We start from the raw sequence: 17,775 nt of genomic DNA on the forward strand, positions 1-17,775 counted from the left end.
GCGCCGCCGGGCCCTCGCGCCACTCGGCCGACGGCCGGGATGGCGGCGGGCGGGCCACATCGTCCAGGGCGCCCGCATCGCCCGGGCCCCCCGCGCTGCACGGTCTCGCGTTGCTCGGTTCCGCCGGGCCCTGTGGGGGGCTGGGGCGCGAGTGGGGCTCAAGGGGGATGGGGGAGCATGAGGCTCCAGGCTTCGGGCAGGACCGTCCAGGTCCGGCTGCGGACCGGGCCGTGGGTCAGCGCGTCCGCGTGGTAGCGGAAGTCCGGGCCGGAGACGGTGACGGCGCGTGCCCGGGTGCGCAGGGGGCCGCCCGCCGCATGGGGGTGGACCACGATCTCGGCCAGCCCGGCGCCCGGTGCGGCCGTCGAGACCGAGACCCGCTCCACCGGCCGGTCCAGATCGGTCAGCAGCACCCCGTCCGCCTCGATCCGCAGCCGCTGCGGCGGTGGATGCGCCGGGCGCCGGGCGCCGCCCGCCAGGCCGATCACCGGGAGCGAGAGCAGCGTCAGCGCGGTGCGGGCGGTGCGGGCCGCCGGGCTCCACCACGGCCGGTGGCCATCGCCCTCCCCGTCGGGACCCTCCCGGTCGTGGCCGGGAGCGCCCGTGCCGCCGTCACGGCCGTCCGCGCCATCCTCGTCGCCCTCGGCACGGCGGCGGTCGTGGGCACAGGGGTCGCAGCCGCAGTCCCGGGCCCTCGTCCCGTCGCCGTGCGGCCCCGGGCCGTGCCCGTCCGCCCCTTCCGCCCCGTCTGCCCCGTCCGCCGCGCCGCAGCCGCCGCCCGGCGTCCCGTCGTGCCCACCGTGACGAGCGAATCCGGAGGGGATCCGCAGACCGCCGAGGACCACCCCGCCGCTCTCGTCCACCAGCAGATCACGCGGGCGCGCGGCCCCGTCGAGGACCGTACGGGCCGCGGTGACCGCGTCCGTCGGCACCCCGAGCGAATGGGCCAGGGCGACCGTGGCGGAGCCGCCGACCGGGATCACCGACAGCGCGGCGTCCGTCAGCTCCCGCCGCCGGTGCAGCAGCTCCACCATCCGCAGCAGGGCACGGTCGTCGCCCACCAGCACCGGCCGCCGGGCGCCCCGGCGGGCCAGCGCCCGCTCGACCTCCTCCGGGCCGTCCGGCAGGCAGACTTTCGTCTGTGCGCCCGCACACAGCACATCCTTCGCGATCCGCACCGACTCCCCGTCCGTGCGGCGGGCGTTGGGGTCGATGACCATGAGCAGCGGGCGCCCCCGGGCGGTGTCCGGCGCAGGGGGCCGGGGATCTGGAGCCGACACCTCGGTCCTTCCTCAGGTAATCTCTCGGTGCAAGAGCCCCTGTCGCTGTTGCGCCAGGGGCTTCGTCTATCCGGGGCACCGGTTCGACGGCTCTTGTGGTGGCGCGCGTCACCATCGCACGTTGGACATGCCCCGCCCGGAAGGGGTGTACGCCTGTGCCCGCACTTGTGCTGCTCGGTGCTCAGTGGGGTGACGAGGGCAAGGGAAAGGCCACCGATCTGCTCGGTGGCTCCGTGGACTATGTAGTGCGCTACCAGGGTGGTAACAACGCGGGCCACACGGTGGTGGTCGGCGACCAGAAGTACGCGCTGCACCTCCTCCCGTCCGGAATCCTCTCGCCCGGGTGTACCCCGGTCATCGGCAACGGCGTCGTCGTGGATCCCGCGGTCCTGCTCTCCGAGCTGAGTGGTCTCGCGGACCGTGGCGTTGACACGTCCAAGCTGCTGATCAGCGGTAACGCCCATCTGATCACGCCGTATCACACGACCCTCGACAAGGTGTCGGAACGATTCCTCGGCAAGCGGAAGATCGGCACCACGGGCCGCGGCATCGGCCCGGCCTACGCGGACAAGATCAACCGGGTGGGCATCCGGGTCCAGGACCTCTTCGACGAGTCGATCCTGCGGCAGAAGGTCGAGGCGGCCCTGGACTACAAGAACCAGGTGCTCGCCAAGCTCTACAACCGCCGCGCCATCGTCGTCGACCAGGTCGTCGAAGAACTGCTGGGCTACGCGGACCGGCTCGGCGGCTATGTCGCCGACACCACCCTGGTGCTCAACAACGCCATCGACCAGGGCCAGGTCGTGCTCTTCGAGGGCGGCCAGGGCACCCTGCTGGACGTCGATCACGGCACGTACCCCTTCGTCACCTCCTCCAACCCGACCGCGGGCGGCGCCTGCACCGGCACCGGAGTGGGCCCGACGAAGATCAGCCGCGTGATCGGCATCCTGAAGGCGTACACCACCCGCGTCGGCGCGGGCCCGTTCCCCACCGAACTCCTCGACGAGGACGGCGAGAAGCTGCGGACGATCGGCGGCGAGCGCGGTGTGACCACCGGGCGCGACCGGCGCTGCGGCTGGTTCGACGCGGTCATCGCGCGCTACGCGACCCGGGTCAACGGCCTGACCGACTTCTTCCTCACCAAGCTGGACGTGCTCACCGGCTGGGAGCGGATCCCGGTGTGCGTGGCGTACGAGATCGACGGCAAGCGCGTCGAGGAGCTGCCGTACAGCCAGACCGACTTCCACCACGCCAAGCCGGTCTACGAGACGCTGCCGGGCTGGTCGGAGGACATCACCCAGGCCAAGACCTTCGACCAGCTGCCGAAGAACGCGCAGAAGTACGTCCAGGCACTGGAGGAGATGTCGGGCGCCCCGATCTCGGCGATCGGCGTCGGACCGGGCCGTGACGAGACCATCCAGATCAACTCGTTCCTCTGACCCCTCGGGGGGAGCGCGGGCCTCGGCGGGAGCGCGGCCCGCGCCTCGGCGTCACAACTACGCCGAGGGCGGGCCGAACACCCCGGCGGGCTGCTGCGGCTGGCCGACCGGCTGCGCGGCCCGCCGCTCCTGCATCTTGGTGATCCGCCGCACCACGGTGATGGCCAGCAGCGCCGCCATGATGCCGATGGAGTCGTCGACGATGCTGATGATGACGCTGGGCCGCTGTTCCCGGACGTTGTCGCCGACGGCCTCACTGATCCCGTTCACCGGGAACATCAGGAACATGAGCACGAAGAACGTCCACCACCAGTGCAGCACCGCGCGTCCGCCGCGTCCGGGCCCCGGGGGAGCGCTGGAGGTCCACACGTCGTTGGCGATCTGCTTGGGCAGCCACAGCTGGGCGACCGGGATGAACCAGGCGCCCACCGAATAGCCGCTGCCGAACCGCTGCTGCCCGGGGCTGAGCACCGTGGAGTTGAGGTAGGCGGTCCGGAACCAGACCAGCCACAGCACCACGAGCACCAGCGCGGCGACCCCGGTGCCGCTGTCCATCGCCTCGACGTCGCTCCGCCTGCTGTAGAGCAGGTCCTTGGAGACCGTGCCGGTGTCGAGCGCGGAGTACCTCTCGAGCAGCGAGATGTTCAGCGCCATGTCGAGGAGCGTCAGCACCAGCCAGATGCCGAACATGCTCATCAGCGCGGTGGCCAGACCCCGGATCGGCCTCAGCCGCGTGCCCGGGGCGGAGTAGCCCATCGGCGTCTGATAGCCGCCCTGCCAGGGCTGGGTGGCGGCCTGGGACATCTGGTACCCGGGACCCCCGGCCGCATGGGCGTGGGGCGCCGCGTACGCGGACGGCGTGGGCGCACCGTACGCGGAGGGGCCCGGCGGGGTGTGCGCGGCGGTCTGGGGGTGGCCGTACGCCGACGGGCCCTGCTGCGTCGCCGCGGCGTCCGGCTGTGCGTTCTCGGCCTCCACCTCCAGCAGTTGGAGCGCGTCCCGCCCCAGCCGGGCGAGCAGTCCGCCCGGCAGCCAGGGTTCGCCGTCTTCGGTCACCGGCTGGGTGGCGGCCACCAGCTCGTCCACCGACGGCCGCTTGGCCGGGTCCTTCTGCAGGCACGCGGTGACCAGCCCGCGCGCGCCGTCGGGAAGCCCCACCAGATCGGGCTCCTCCTGGGCTATTCGGTACATCAGGGCGTGGATGCCGCTGTCCAGGCTGCCGAAGGGCTGACGTCCGGTGGCGGCGAAGGCGAGCACCGAGCCGAGGCAGAAGACATCGCTGGCGGCGGTGACCGGCTCACCCCGCACCTGCTCGGGCGACATAAACCCGGGCGAGCCGACGACCGCGCCGGTCATCGTCAGATTGCCGCCCGTGGTGGTGCCCACGGCGTCCAGGGCGCGCGCGATGCCGAAGTCGATGACCCGCGGACCGTCGATGGTGACGAGGATGTTGGACGGCTTGAGGTCGCGGTGGACCAGCCCGGCGCCGTGGATGTCGCGCAGCGCGAGGGCCAGTCCGTTCGTCAGGATCCGCAACGAGCTCTCGGGCAGCGCCCCGAAGTCCTCGGCGACGACGCTGTGCAGGGACGGGCCGCCGATGTAGCCGGTGGCCACCCACGGCACCTCGGCCTCGGTGTCGGCGTCGAGCACCGGCGCGGTCCACTGCCCGCCGACTCGTCTCGCCGCCTCCACCTCCCGCTTGAAGCGGCCGCGGAAGTCGGCCTGGCGTGCGAGTTCGGCCTGTACGAGCTTCACCGCCACGGTGCGGCCGCGGGCGGAGCGGGCGAGGTAGACCCGGCCCATTCCGCCCTCGCCCAGCTTGCCGAGCAGCCGGTACTCGCCGATCCACCGCGGGTCCTGGGCCCCGAGGTTCTCCATCGCGGTGTGGCTCCTGTCCCTGTGCTGTGCCGATAGTCCCTCTGCCGATCGGCCGATCAGTCGAGGCGGGTGAACGTCTGTGTCATCGTCTCATCGCTGAAATCGTCCGGGTCGTCATATTCGACACGCAGCTTGTCATGTCCGGAAGAGGTGAACGTGAGTGACGTGCCGGGTCCGCAGAGATTCTTGGGGGTGCCGCCGGTGAACTTCGAGGGGCTGAGGACCAGTCCCTTCTCCACCGAGGCGAGGATCCGGTCACCCTCGCAGTGGTACTTCTTGCTGTCCGCGACCTCCTGGGCCACCACGGAGCCGATCGCGCCCTGTTTGACGGTGATCTTCAACGTGGCGTCGGGCTTCCCGAACGCGTCCTTGGCCAGCCATGTGCCCACGTATCCGGAGGGGATGGGCTCGCCGCCGCTCTTGGAGGGGCGCAGCATCGCCTCGGAGGAGCCGTCCGTGGTGCTCCAGGCGAGGGTGCCGTCGTTGCCGATCCGCAGCGTCTGCTCGCCGACCGCGCTGCAACTGTCCTCGGGGACGCTGGTGGCCACGTCCTCGTCCTCGATGAGGAGCAGGCTGTCCGCCGACTTGAGCTTGGCCGAGTCCTGGCAGAACGAGTCCGAGTCGGAGGTCAGGGTCTCGGCGACGGCCGCGCCGACCGGCCCCTGCGAGAGCACGACCCGGCGGATCTTGCCGGTCGACTCGCCGCCCTCCTTGATCTCGCCCTCCCAGGCGCCCAGGTACTCGGTGGGCACGTCGCCGGAATTCTCCGGGTTGGTCGCGGACGGCTCGGGCCCGTCCGAACTCCCCGAGGGCCCCTTGGAGTTGCCGCCGCCCGATCCGCCCGATCCGCCCGATCCGCCCGGGTTGGGCGGGGTGTGGGTCATCTTGTCGTGGTCGTTCTTGGCCCGGTCGCCCTTGTCGTCGTTCCCCTTGACGATGGCGAGCGCGGCGACCCCGGCTATGAGGGCGGTGGCGACGGCGGCGGAGACGACGATGAGCGTCTTGCGCCGCCGGTTCGGGCCCGGGGGCGGCTGCGACGGGCCGCCCCCGGGCCCGCCCGGCGTACCGGTTCCGCCCGGTCCGCCGAACCCGGCGGAAGGCGACCCGGTGGCCGCCCCGAACGAGCTGACCGCGGGCGGCCCAAAACCCTGCGCTGGCGCCGGCGGCTCCCCTTCCGCACGGGCCTGCGGCGCCTGCGGGGGTGTGGCGTGCGACGGGTACCCGTACGCCCCGGGGGCGTAGGGCCCGCCGGAACCGGGTGGGTTGGCCGCGGCGGCCCCCGCACCGGCCTGCGGCGGTGCGCCGTGGCCGGGCGCGCCCGCGTTGGGCGCGGCGGAGGGTGCGCCGGGTGTGGCGGCACCGGGTGGGTTGGCCGCGGCGGCCCCCGCACCGGCCTGCGGCGGTGCGCCGTGGCCGGGCGCGCCGTGGTCGGGCGTGGCCGCGTGTGGTGCGGCGGGTGTGGCGCCACCGGGCGTCTGCGGTGCGCCTGCCTGCGGCCCGGCACCTGCGTGCGGTGTGGCGGGCGGGCCGCTGGGCGTTGCGTGCGGGGCGTCGTGGCCCGGGGCGGCCGCACCCGATGCGTTGGGTGTGGCGGGGGAGCCGTCCGCCGCCTCGGATGGCGCGGCGGCCTGCGGGGCGCCGGACGGTTCGGCGGACGGTTCGGCGGACCGGCGCGGGTCGGCCGACGGCGTGCCCGGCTGGGGACTGGCGGCCACGTCGGCGTTGCCCTGGTCCCCGCCCGGCTGTGACTGGGCCGGGTCGTCCTGTGCCGCGCCCGTCGAGGGCGGAGTGGACGGCGCCGGGGGGAGCGGGGCCGCCGAGGGGCGGGGCGGAGTGGTCGGTGGCGGCGGTGTGGGAGGTTCCGCCGGGGCCAGGGGGTACGAGGTGGCCGACGGCGGCGCGGAAGGCGGCGGCGGTACGGCGGGGCCCGCCACCCCGGCCACGGGCGGTACGGCGGGCCGCGCGGGTACCCCCGGACCGGCGGGCGTCTCCACCTCCAGCAACCGCACCGCGTGCCGCCCGAGTTGGGCGACGAGCGCGCCGGGCAGCCACGGTTCGGTGTCGTCGTCCGCCCCGGCCGTACGTTCCAGCAGCGCCTCCAGCGAGGGCCGGTCGTCCGGGGCCTTCTTCAGGCAGTCGGTGACGAGGTCGAGCAGCCCCTCCGGCAGCCCCTCCAGGTCCGGTTCCTCCTGCGCGATGCGGTACATCACCGCGTGCACCCCGCTGTCGGCCGTGCCGAAGGGCCGACGGCCGGTCGCCGCGTAGGCGAGCACCGAGCCGAGGCAGAAGACATCGCTGGCCGGGCTGACCCGCTCGCCGCGCACCTGCTCGGGCGACATGAAGCCGGGCGATCCGACGACCGCGCCGCTGCGCGTGAGGAGTCCGTCGGTGACGGTCTCCAGCGCCCGCGCGATGCCGAAGTCGATGACGCGCGGACCGTCGATGGTGACCAGGATGTTGGACGGTTTGAGGTCACGGTGGACCAGACCGGCGTCGTGGATGTCGCGGAGCGCCTGCGTCAGGCCGTGCGCCAGGATGCGGACGGTCCGCTCGGGCAGACGGCCCGACTCGGCGACGACCGCGTGCAGGGAGGGTCCGGCGATATAGCCGGTGGCGACCCAGGGGGTGGCGGCCTCGGTGTCGGCGTCCAGCACCGGCGCTGTCCAGGCGCCCCCGACCCGCTGCGCCGCCCGCACCTCCTGTTTGAACCGCCGCCGGAATTCGGCCTGTTGGGCGAGCTCGGTCTGGACGAGCTTCACCGCCACCGTGCGCCCGCGCGAGGAATGAGCCAGGAACACCCGGCCCATGCCACCCGCGCCCAGGCGTCGGAGCAGCCGGTACTCACCGATCCAGCGAGGGTCCTCGGCCCCCAGGTCTTCCATGCGTCGATCGTCCCTTCCCCGTGATCCCCCTGATCAGCTCCCCGGAGAGAATAAGGGCGGCTGAGAGCGAAGTGGACGACGCGGACGATCCGTTATCGGTTCCGTATCCGTCCTGTGTCACTCCCGAGCCGGAGAACGGAACCCCGCGAGCCCCGAAGGGGACGGCCGGGAGCGAAATCCGGACAGCCGCGCCTGATCACCTGGGCCCGGGCAGAGCCCTGACAGGGGCCCGGCAGGGTGTCGCCACCGGGCCCGAAACCCCGACAGCCTGTCGGTGCCCGGCCAGGGCCCACGGTCCGTACGCTGGTGCCGCCCCGACCCGCGAGCGATCCGAGGTACGAACGTGTCCGTGCAGCCCAGCCCCGACCACGCGGTCGGCGCCGCCGTCAAGGCCGCCGACCGTGCGCATGTCTTCCACTCCTGGTCCGCGCAGGGCCTGATCGACCCCCTCGCCATCGCGGGCGCCGAAGGCTCGTACTTCTGGGACTACGACGGCAAGCGCTACCTCGACTTCTCCTGCCAGCTGGTGAACACCAACATCGGCCACCAGCACCCCAAGGTCGTGGCCGCGATCCAGGAGCAGGCCGCGAAGCTGTGCACCATCGCGCCGGGGTTCGCCGTGGACGTGCGGTCCGAGGCGGCGCGGCTGGTCGCCGAGCGCACCCCCGGCGACCTCGACAAGATCTTCTTCACCAACGGCGGCGCCGAGGCGGTGGAGAACGCGGTCCGCATGGCGCGGGTGCACACCGGCCGGGCCAAGGTGCTCTCCGCCTACCGCTCGTACCACGGCGCCACCGCCGCCGCGATCAACCTCACCGGTGACCCGCGCCGCTGGGCCTCCGACACCGCCTCGGCGGGTGTGGTGCACTTCTGGGCGCCGTTCCTCTACCGCTCGCCCTTCCACGCCGACAGCGAGCGGCAGGAGTGCGAGCGCGCGCTGCGCCACCTCGAGGACACCATCGCCTTCGAGGGTCCGCAGACCATCGCCGCCATCATCCTGGAGACCATCCCCGGCACCGCCGGGATCATGGTCCCGCCGCCCGGCTATCTGGCCGGGGTCCGGGAGATCTGCGACCGCTACGGCATCGTGTTCATCCTGGACGAGGTCATGGCGGGCTTCGGCCGCACCGGCCACTGGTTCGCGGCCGACCACTTCGGCGTCACCCCGGATCTGCTGACCTTCGCCAAGGGCGTCAACTCCGGCTATGTGCCGCTCGGCGGCGTCGCGATCTCCGCCGAGATCGCCGCGACCTTCGACCAGCGCCCCTACCCGGGCGGGCTCACCTACTCCGGCCACCCGCTGGCCTGCGCCTCGGCCATCGCCACGATCAACGCGATGGCGGAGGAGGGGATCGTGGAGAACGCCGCCGCGATCGGGGACAACGTGATCGGCCCCGGGCTGCGGGAGATCGCCGAGCGCCACCCCTCGGTGGGCGAGGTGCGCGGCCTCGGCGTCTTCTGGGCGCTGGACCTCGTCAGGGACAGGGAGACCCGTGAACCGCTCGTGCCGTACAACGCGAGCGGAGCGGACAACCAGCCGATGGCGGACTTCGCGGCGGCCTGCAAGCGCGGCGGTCTGTGGCCCTTCGTGAACATGAACCGCACCCATGTCGTGCCGCCGTGCACCGTCACCGAGGCCGAGGCCAAGGAGGGGCTGGCGATCCTGGACGAGGCCCTGAACGCGGCCGACGCCCATACGGCATAGCCGCTCCGGTGTAGACCACTGCCGCACTCTGCGTGTTCCGCGCAACGGCCCTCGCATATCGTGATGCGAGGGCCGTCCGCTTTCTTAGACCGACGGCCGTGGAAGGAGACGGTCCTCGATGCCCGTGCCCGGCACCAGCCCGGTCAAGCGGAACACCCTGCGGCAGCAGATCGCCGACGCGCTCTGTGACGAGGTGCTCGCGGGCAGGCTCCCTGCGGGGCGCCAGTTCACCGTCAAGGAGATCGCCCAGCAGTACGGCGTCTCCGCGACCCCCGTTCGGGAGGCGCTGCTCGACCTGTGCTCCCAGGGGCTGCTCGATGTCGAGGAACACCGGGGCTTCAGGGTCCACGAGTTCACCATCGACGACTTCCGGCACATGGTGGACGCCCGCACGATGGTGGTCGAGGGCGTCTTCCGGCACTACGGCCAGCGGGCGCTGAGCACCATGACCAAGCAGGCACTGGCCTCGGTGCAGCGCCGGGCCGAGGAGGCCGAGCGGGCCGCCCGCTCCGGTGACCTGGACATCCTCATCGGCTACGACCTGCGCTTCTGGCGGGAGATCTGCGGGCTGGTCGGCAATCCCTACGTATCGGACTTCCTCCAGCGGCTGCGGGTGCAGACCTGGGTGTTCACCGTGCCGTACCTGCGGCGCGTACCCGATCTGCGGGGTGAGCTGTGGGCGGGGCACTGCGAGCTCACGGCGGCGGTCACCCGTGGGGATCCCCATGACTCGGAGCGGCTCATAGCGGCGTACAACACGCATTTCCGTGCGCTGATCGAGCGGTTGGTGACGGAGGAGGAGACTCGCGCGCGGAACCGGACGGGGGCCGCGCCGGAGGTCAACTCCCCCTGATCTTCCGCCCGGTCCTCCCCCGGCCTTCCCCCATCTCCTACTGAACTCTCCTTCTGAACTCTTCGCGAACTCCACCTGATCCGTGGGCCGGTCCCCAGGGCCCGGTGTCTTGCACTCTTCGCGCCGCGTACGTGGGGCATTACGCTGGGCCGACCATCGACCGTACGGATACGAGAGTGAGATCGCGTGGCATGTGACCTCTGGCTGGTCCCCCTCGTCGATGTGCTGTGCCACAGCCCCGACAACCCCTTCGCCGAAGAGATCGCCGCCTACGACAAGGCGCTCAGCGATGCCGGTCTGCCGCCCGTGCCCGTCTTCAGCTATATGCCGGGTCTTTCGGGGGATGTCGCCCCGGTGGCCGGTTTCGACTACGACGCGCTGCACTTCCTCCGCCGCGCCTATCTGCTCCAGCTGTGCGGACTCGCGGTGACGCCGGTGGACGAACTCGGCGGGGACTACGAGCAGTTGCTGGAGATGTTCGAGCCCACGGCCCAGCAGTCGCATCTGGTGTGGCACTACGACCACGCGGGCGCGTATGTCCCCGTCGACTTCCAGGGTCCGCTGTCCAACGACGAACTCCTCGAGGGCGGCGGCCCGTTGGGCTCCAGCCACGGGCTGCTGCGGGAGCTGGAGGCGGTCGCCCCGGCGCTCGGCATCGACCCGTCCAACCCCCCGGCCGCCCCCGCGCCCCCGGCCCGCCCCACGAGCCTGGAGGAACCGGCGGCGTCGGTTCCGTACGAGGACAGCCCCTTCGCGCGGGAGCGCCATGTGTGGCTTGGCCTGCACGCGGCGGCGACGCGCAGCCTCGGCCAGGGCTCGATGATCGTCTTCAGCTGACCACCGAGGTCAGCTAGAACCGAGTTCAGCTGAAAACCGAGTTCAGTCCACCACCGACCTCAGCTGACCACCGAGGTCCCCGTCGGCCCCGCGGCGTCATCAGCGGGGCGGCTCGGGAGGACGCTGCCGCGGCATATTGGGCCGGGCGGGGCCCGGCGGCAGCGGAAAGCGGCTCGCGGGGCTCCCGCTGTCCGGACGGGGGCCCTGGGCCATCAGCGACTGCGTGACCAGCGGCGCGGAACCGGATCCGAAGTCCACCATCCAGCCCGCCGTCTCGGCCCGCACCAGCTCCGACACGTCCTCGCAGAACCGCCGCAGCACCGCCAGACACCGCTCCACGGCCTCGCTCGCGGTGCCCTCGGTCGGGCCCAGCACCTCCCGCACGCTCTCCGACGCCCAGTCGAACTGCAGCGCCTCCAGCCGCCGCTGCACCGCCTGCGCCGTGGCCATGTCCCGCATCCAGCCGGACGTCAGCCCGAAGAACCGGTCGCCGCCCACGCACGCGACCGCCAGCAGCAGCGCCAGCGCCCCCCACCCGGCGCCGCCGTCCAGCGTTCCGTTCAGATCCAGCAGCGGCAGCACGGCCCCCACGACCCCCGCCACCGCGGCTCCCACCCGCAGCACCCGGGCGGCCCGCCGCTTCCACACCCGGTCGGCGAGGTACCACCCGGCGACCTCCAGCGCGCCCTCCTCGACCCACTGGTACAACTCGTCGAGCCGCTCCGCCGGCTCCCCCCAGTCGCCGTGCGGGAAGGGGCGTCCGAGCAGGTCACCCTGGATCCTCGCTCCCTCCTGCCGAGGGAGCCCCTCGGGCTGCATCTCCGGCTGACTCACCGTGCGACTCCCTCTGCGGCGGCGTCTGTGCTGCGCGCGGCTGACGCGCGACCACCATTCCTACCGCCGAACGGCTGGCCACGAGGACCCGATCACCGGATTTCAGTCCGTAAGGGCAGCCCCATCGGGTATAAGACCGCCCACTCCTCACCCAAAAGAGTGCCCCCGCTCACGGCGCGGAGGTATGCGCGGGGCTCCCGCCGCCCCCGCCGCACGGGGCCCGCCGCCCCAGGCAATAGGCTGCCTACCGTGAAGGTCCTCGTCATCGGCGGCGGCGCCCGCGAACATGCCCTGTGCCGCGCTCTCTCCCTCGACCCCGACGTCACCGCACTGCACTGCGCCCCCGGCAACGCCGGTATCGCCGAGGTGGCCGAGCTGCACGCGGTCGACGCGCTCGACGGTGCGGCCGTCGCCGACCTCGCCGCCTCCCTGGGGGTGGGCCTGGTGGTCGTGGGGCCGGAGGCCCCGCTGGTGGCGGGGGTGGCCGACGCCGTGCGCGAGCGCGGGATCCCGGCCTTCGGGCCGTCTGCGGAGGCCGCGCGGCTCGAGGGCTCCAAGGCGTTCGCCAAGGACGTGATGGCGGCGGCGGGCGTGCCCACCGCCCGCGCCTATGTGTGCACCAACCCCGCCGAGGTCGACGAGGCGCTGGACGCCTTCGGCCCGCCGTACGTCGTCAAGGACGACGGCCTCGCAGCGGGCAAGGGCGTCGTGGTGACCGAGGACGTCGAGGCCGCCCGCGCCCACGCGCTGGCCTGCGGCCGGGTGGTGATCGAGGAGTTCCTGGACGGCCCCGAGGTCTCCCTCTTCGCGATCACCGACGGCGAGACCGTGGTCCCGCTCCAGCCCGCCCAGGACTTCAAGCGCGCCCACGACGGCGACGAGGGTCCGAACACCGGCGGCATGGGCGCGTACTCCCCGCTGCCCTGGGCGGACCCCGCCCTGGTGGACGAGGTCGTGGCCACGATCTGCCAGCCCACCGTCGACGAGCTGCGCCGCCGCGGCACGCCCTTCTCCGGGCTGCTGTACGCGGGCCTGGCGATCACCTCGCGGGGCGTGCGCGTGATCGAGTTCAACGCGCGCTTCGGCGACCCGGAGACCCAGGTGGTGCTGGCCCGGCTGAAGACCCCGCTGGCCGCGGTGCTGCTCGCCGCCGCCACCGGCCGTCTGGAGGCCGAGCCGCCGCTGCGCTGGAGCGACGGCGCCGCGGTGACCGTGGTCCTCGCCTCGCACAACTACCCGGGCACCCCCCGCACCGGCGACCCGGTCACCGGGCTGGACGAGGTGGCAGAGAAGGACGGCCCCAAGGCGTACGTCCTGCACGCGGGCACCAAGCGGGACGGCGCGTCCGGTGCGGTGGTGAGCGCGGGCGGCCGGGTGCTCTCCGTCACCGCGACCGGCTCCGACCTGGCGAAGGCGCGCGAACGGGCGTACCGCGCGATGGGCCGGATCGGCCTGGAGGGCTCCCACCACCGCTCCGACATCGCGGCGAAGGCGGCGGCCGAAGCGGTTTCGTGACCGGAAACCCGAGGCGGCTGGGTCATCCCCGGCGTCGCCATCGCGAAGTTCCCGGTTCTGCCCAAGGCCATTCCATCGAGTGAGCGGTTCCGCATCCTGCTGACGCACGCCCCGCCCCCAACTAGTGTGCCGCTCAGGCGAGGTGCGGCAACTGGCCCACCGGCATTGCGGAGTGGGCGGCCGGTGCGACAGTGGGTGGGGAGAAAACAACGCCGCCGTCGTCCGCTGTTCAAGCACCGGCCGGACAGTAGGGGGTGATGAGAACCGTGGCTGGTCCCGAAGCAGGTGCCCTGGCGGCGCGCGCCCGCGCCCTCGCGGTACTGCGCATCCGGAGCACCGCGCTCGCCGTCGCGCTCCTCCCGGCCGCCGCCGCCGCCGTCGTGCTGCTGGCCGGAAGCGCCACCGGCAGCGTCGGCGGCTCCCAGGACGAGGGCTGGACGGCCCTGCGCTGGTCGGTGACCGGGGGCGCCCTGGTGGTCCTGCTGCTGGCGGCGGCCGTGGCCGCCGTTGTCGTCCGGGCCAGACCCGCGCTCACCCCGACGGTCCCCATCGCCGAGGAGACCGCCCCCGACCTCTACCAGCTGGTCCGCGATCTGGCCGAGCGCCTGGAGGTCCCGGCGCCCTCGGCCATAGCGCTCACCCCCGACTGCGACAGCTGGCTGGAGGACCGTACGCATCCGGCGCACGCCCACCGCCGGGAGCACCGGGACCGCGGCGCCCTCGCGGTCGAGGAGTCCCGCCCGGTGCGCGGCGCCGGAGGCCCCGGCCCCGAGGCCCGCGCGGACCGGGTCGTGGACCGCCCCGACCGGCGCGCCCCGCGGGCCCCGGTGCTGGTGATCGGCTCGCCGTTCCTGTGGTGGATGCGGGTCGCCGAGCTGCGTGCGCTGCTCGCCCCGGTGGTCGCGGGCACCGGCCCGTCCGTCCACCCCGACATAGCCTCAGCCCGCCGCTTCGTGCGCGGTCTCGACGCCGCCGTGGCCGTCGCGGCCCGTGGCGGCGAGTCGTCGTCCGGGCCCGTGCCCGCCCTGGTGGCGGTGGTGCGGCGGCCCGCCTTCGGCTTCGTCGGCTGGGTCGCCCGGCTGCTGCTGCGCGGCTGCCGGGACCACGCGGCCGAGATGGAGCGCGCGGTCGCCGCGGCCGCCTCCGAGCGGGCCCAGACGGTGGACTACGGGCTGCGGATCGTCGCCCAGGAGCAGGTGGGCCTCGCCTACGCGGGCTGGGACCGGCTGCTGACCCGGGTCGCGCTGCCCGCCTGGCGGATGGGCCGCTGGCCCTCCCGGCTGGACGCGGGCGTCGTCTCGGCGCTCACCGAGCTCTCCCGCCGCGACCGGCTCGCCGAGGGGTTCGCCTCCCGGCTGAGCGAGCGCCCGGCCTGCGACCTGCTGGAGGAGCCCGGGGTGATCGACGAGGCCACCTCGTTGCTGGCCGCCCGCCTCTTCCACGGCGGCCCGCCGGAGCCGGGACGCGACTGGTCCCCGGTCGACTGGGGCGCGTATCCGGAGGAGGTCGTGGACCGCAAGTGGCGGCAGGAGGCCGCCCGGCTGAACCGGCTCCTGGACGAGCGGGACGACGCCCATGAGTCCGTCGCCGCCGCCCCGGCCCGCACGAGCGGGCCGGCCCCGGCCACCCTGGCCCGGGTCATCGACCGGCTCACCGCCGACCCGGCCGCCCCAGCCGACCCCGCTGACCCCACCGACCCCGCTGACTCCACGGTCGACGCCGACTCCACCGACGGCGTCGCCCCCCGCCTGGCCGCCCGGCTCAGCGTCGAGGTGGCCCGGGAGGAGGCCGCCGCCACCCGGGCGCACGGCAAGGGCGCCGCGGCGGGGGCGGAAGGGCCAGCGGGCCCGGGCGCGGAGGGGCCAGCGGGCGGTTCCGGCGGCGACCCGTGGATCGACGGCTTCGTCCCGGCGTTCCCGCTCCAGCCGCCCCGCACCGGCCGTGAGCTGCTTGCCGACCATGTCACCGCGATGGTCTGCTGCGCCGCCGTGGACACCGCGGGCGCGGCCCCCGGCCTCGACTGGCTCGACGGGCCCGCGCTGCTCGTCGGCGGGCGGCGGCGGGCCGATCTGGCCCATCCGGTGCTGAGCCTGGTGGAGGACGGCGACGACGGGCCGCTGCGCGCCTGGCTCGGCGAGGTGGGGATCCGCCCGGAGAAGCCCGTCCGGCTGGTGTAGCGGCGCGGGCCCGCCGCATACCGCTCCTATGTCCACCCTTGTCGCCGTTCGGTGTCTGTTCCAGCAATTTAGCGACTATCGGTGATGGAGTGGGTGCGTAATGTGATGTGCTTGGACCGGTCGCTGTCGCCCGGCCCAGGAGTTCCGGCCCAACCGGCCCGAACCGCAGGACCGTTCCCGCAGCCCGGCCCACAAGGCCGGACCCGCTGCGGTGCGGTGTGCGAGGACAGCGAGGCGTGGCGCCGCCGGGTACGCAGGGGAGGGGAACAGTTGTGGGGACGGACCAGATCCGGCGCTGGGAATCGGGAGCGCTCGCTCACGCGGTGACGGATCCTTTCGGCCAGGGCCCGCTGCCCTGGCTGCGCGACAGTGAGAACTACTTCGACGACACCGGCCGGGTGGTCCCGTGGTACGTCGACCACGGCCATCTCTCCGGGGCCGACGCCGGGGTCTCCGGGGCCGCCGCCCGGGCGGCCGAGCGGACCGGCGCGAGGCGCCCCGGCAGGGCCCCCGGCAGGATCCCCGGCCCCCGCACCGCCGACGATGTCCACCGGCAGATCAAGGGCTTCCCCTCCACCTCCGCTGCGGCCCCGGGCGAGGCCATTGACTTCCGGATCACGGTGGACCCGCCCCAGCAGTTCAGCGTGGACATCTACCGCATCGGCTACTACGACGGCACCGGCGCGCTGAAGATCACCACCAGCCCCCGGCTGTCCGGGATCGTCCAGCCGCCCCCGCTCACCGCCGACCGCACCGTCTCCTGCCACCACTGGTGGCTGTCCTGGCGGATGCAGATCCCCTCGTACTGGAAGCCCGGCGCGTATGTCGCGGTGCTGACCACCCTGGACGGCTACCGCAGCCACATCCCCTTCACCGTCCGCGACAGCCGCCCCGCCGACCTCCTCCTCGTCCTGCCGGACCTCACCTGGCAGGCGTACAACCTCTATCCGGAGGACGGCCGGACCGGCGCCAGCCTCTACCACGCCTGGGACGAGCGGGGAAGGCTGCTGGGCGAGTCGGAGGCGGCCACCACGGTCTCCTTCGACCGGCCGTACGCGGGTGCGGGACTGCCCCTCCACGTGGGGCACGCCTACGACTTCATCCGCTGGGCCGAGCGCTACGGCTATGACCTTGCCTACGCCGAGATGCGCGATCTGCACGCGGGCGGCGTCGACCCCACCCGCTACCGGGGGCTGGTCTTCCCCGGCCATGACGAGTACTGGTCGGCGCCGATGCGCCGCGCGGTGGAGGCGGCCCGCGACAGCGGTACCTCACTGGTCTTCCTCTCCGCGAACACCATGTACTGGCAGGTCGAGCTAGCCCCCTCGCCCGCCGGCCCGGCCCGGCTGCTGACCTGCCGCAAGCGGCGCGGCCCCGGCCGCTCGGCACTCTGGCGGGAGACCGTGCCCGAACAGCAACTGATCGGCATCCAGTACGCGGGCCGGGTGCCCGAACCGAGCCCGCTGATCGTGCGCAACGCGGGTCACTGGCTGTGGGAGACCACGGGTGCGGAGGAGGGCGACGAACTGCCCGGCCTGGTCGCGGGCGAGGCCGACCGCTACTTCCCCCGCACCGCCCTCCCCGACCACCTCCGCCGCATCCTCCTGGCCCACTCCCCGTACGAGGACACCGAGGGAGCCGTCCGCCACCAGGAGACATCCCTGTACCGGGCCCCCAGCGGCGCGCTGGTCTTCGCCTCGGGAACCTTCGCGTGGTCGCCCGCACTGGACCGCCCCGGCCATACGGACGAACGCGTCCAGAAGGCCACGGCGAACCTGCTGGACCGCATCTGCAAACGGGCCGAGGCAGGCGCGATCCGCCCCCTCGAGCGGGAGTGACCCCCGTGGGGCGTCCGGCGAACGCGGCGGAGCCGCACATCGACACTTCGCTCCCCCTCCAGGGGCTCCGCCCCTGGAGCCGGGAGTTAAGCGGCGAGGCCGCATGCCCCGGCGATGCCGTACATCGGCGCCCGGCTTGCTGCGGGCGCGGTTCGCCTGGTGGCTGGTGTGGGGTTCTGCCCCGGCAGCGTCTGGGTCTCGGGGCGGGGTCTCTTCGGGGGTGGCGGTGTTCGGCTTGCTGCGGGTGTCTCGACGGTTGGGTGCCGTTTGCCCGGTGTGGGGTTCTGCCCGGGCAGCGTCTGGGTCTCGGGGCGGGGTCTCTTCGGGGGTGGCGGTGTTCGGCCTGCTGCGGGGGTCCCGGCCGTTGGGTGCCGTTTGCTCGGTGGCTGGGTGTGGGGGTTCACGCCGGTGTTCGGCCTGCCGCGGGTGTCGCGGCCGTTGGGCGTCGTTCGCCCTGCGCGGCCGGTGCGGGGCACCGCCCGTTCCCGTTGCCCCGGGTTTCGCCTCTAGATGAGTGAGTCTGATGTCCTCAGTGGT

The 17,775-nt window shown here is 73.4% G+C and carries 11 protein-coding genes; 7 read left to right on the forward strand and 4 right to left on the reverse strand.

Going from position 1 to position 17,775, the window contains the following annotated elements; all coding sequences use genetic code 11:
• Positions 1-158 precede the first annotated feature (158 nt).
• Positions 159-1,220 (reverse strand): hypothetical protein, encoded by a 1,062-nt coding sequence (locus VT50_RS38885; protein ID WP_046090643.1) that lies wholly within the window; start codon positions 1,218-1,220, stop codon positions 159-161.
• A gap of 215 nt (positions 1,221-1,435) precedes the next feature.
• Between VT50_RS38885 and VT50_RS36865 the strand changes: the two genes are divergently transcribed.
• Positions 1,436-2,719, forward strand: a complete 1,284-nt coding sequence (locus tag VT50_RS36865) for an adenylosuccinate synthase (protein ID WP_046090644.1) — start codon at positions 1,436-1,438, stop codon at positions 2,717-2,719.
• Between the two features lie 57 nt (positions 2,720-2,776).
• Here VT50_RS36865 and VT50_RS36870 read toward each other — a convergent pair whose 3' ends face one another.
• Together VT50_RS36870 and VT50_RS41210 are read right to left on the reverse strand one after the other, a co-directional pair.
• The gene (locus VT50_RS36870; RefSeq protein WP_046090645.1) at positions 2,777-4,597 is read right to left on the reverse strand and encodes a protein kinase domain-containing protein; all 1,821 of its coding nucleotides are present in this window, start codon (positions 4,595-4,597) and stop codon (positions 2,777-2,779) included.
• A 56-nt stretch (positions 4,598-4,653) separates the two neighbouring features.
• Positions 4,654-7,479: a serine/threonine-protein kinase gene (locus tag VT50_RS41210; RefSeq protein ID WP_053048854.1), complete on the reverse strand. Its 2,826-nt coding sequence runs from the start codon at positions 7,477-7,479 to the stop codon at positions 4,654-4,656.
• A gap of 343 nt (positions 7,480-7,822) precedes the next feature.
• On the opposite strand from VT50_RS41210, the gene VT50_RS36880 reads away from it, so the two are divergent.
• The 3 genes from VT50_RS36880 (at position 7,823) to VT50_RS36890 (ending at position 10,874) form a co-directional block, all read left to right on the forward strand.
• Positions 7,823-9,184, forward strand: coding sequence for an aspartate aminotransferase family protein (locus VT50_RS36880; protein WP_046090646.1), 1,362 nt, complete (start codon positions 7,823-7,825; stop codon positions 9,182-9,184).
• Between the two features lie 118 nt (positions 9,185-9,302).
• Positions 9,303-10,037, forward strand: coding sequence for a GntR family transcriptional regulator (locus VT50_RS36885; RefSeq protein WP_046090647.1), 735 nt, complete (start codon positions 9,303-9,305; stop codon positions 10,035-10,037).
• A gap of 186 nt (positions 10,038-10,223) precedes the next feature.
• Entirely contained in the window at positions 10,224-10,874 is a 651-nt protein-coding gene (locus VT50_RS36890; RefSeq protein WP_044572189.1) for a hypothetical protein, read from the forward strand.
• A gap of 99 nt (positions 10,875-10,973) precedes the next feature.
• Here the strand turns inward: VT50_RS36890 and VT50_RS36895 are convergent, their stop codons facing one another.
• Complete coding sequence (locus tag VT50_RS36895) at positions 10,974-11,708, reverse strand: SLATT domain-containing protein (protein ID WP_046090648.1); 735 nt, start codon at positions 11,706-11,708, stop codon at positions 10,974-10,976.
• 249 nt (positions 11,709-11,957) lie between these two features.
• On the opposite strand from VT50_RS36895, the gene purD reads away from it, so the two are divergent.
• The 3 genes from purD (at position 11,958) to VT50_RS36910 (ending at position 17,238) form a co-directional block, all read left to right on the forward strand.
• A complete protein-coding gene (gene purD / locus VT50_RS36900) occupies positions 11,958-13,223 on the forward strand; it encodes a phosphoribosylamine--glycine ligase (protein WP_046090649.1) in 1,266 nt (421 codons plus the stop codon).
• A gap of 257 nt (positions 13,224-13,480) precedes the next feature.
• Positions 13,481-15,400: a hypothetical protein gene (locus VT50_RS36905; RefSeq protein ID WP_046090650.1), complete on the forward strand. Its 1,920-nt coding sequence runs from the start codon at positions 13,481-13,483 to the stop codon at positions 15,398-15,400.
• Between the two features lie 272 nt (positions 15,401-15,672).
• Entirely contained in the window at positions 15,673-17,238 is a 1,566-nt protein-coding gene (locus tag VT50_RS36910; protein ID WP_046090651.1) for a N,N-dimethylformamidase beta subunit family domain-containing protein, read from the forward strand.
• Positions 17,239-17,775 lie beyond the last annotated feature (537 nt).

This window comes from Streptomyces antioxidans (assembly GCF_000968685.2).
In the GTDB taxonomy this organism is placed as follows: domain Bacteria; phylum Actinomycetota; class Actinomycetes; order Streptomycetales; family Streptomycetaceae; genus Streptomyces; species Streptomyces antioxidans.

Coding starts and splice junctions, on each gene's coding strand:
- VT50_RS36905 (WP_046090650.1), top strand. CDS start 13,481: ATGAGAACCGTGGCTGGTCCCGAAGCAGGTGCCCTGGCGGCGCGCGCC.
- VT50_RS38885 (WP_046090643.1), bottom strand. CDS start 1,220: ATGGTCATCGACCCCAACGCCCGCCGCACGGACGGGGAGTCGGTGCGG.
- VT50_RS41210 (WP_053048854.1), bottom strand. CDS start 7,479: ATGGAAGACCTGGGGGCCGAGGACCCTCGCTGGATCGGTGAGTACCGG.
- VT50_RS36885 (WP_046090647.1), top strand. CDS start 9,303: ATGCCCGTGCCCGGCACCAGCCCGGTCAAGCGGAACACCCTGCGGCAG.
- VT50_RS36870 (WP_046090645.1), bottom strand. CDS start 4,597: ATGGAGAACCTCGGGGCCCAGGACCCGCGGTGGATCGGCGAGTACCGG.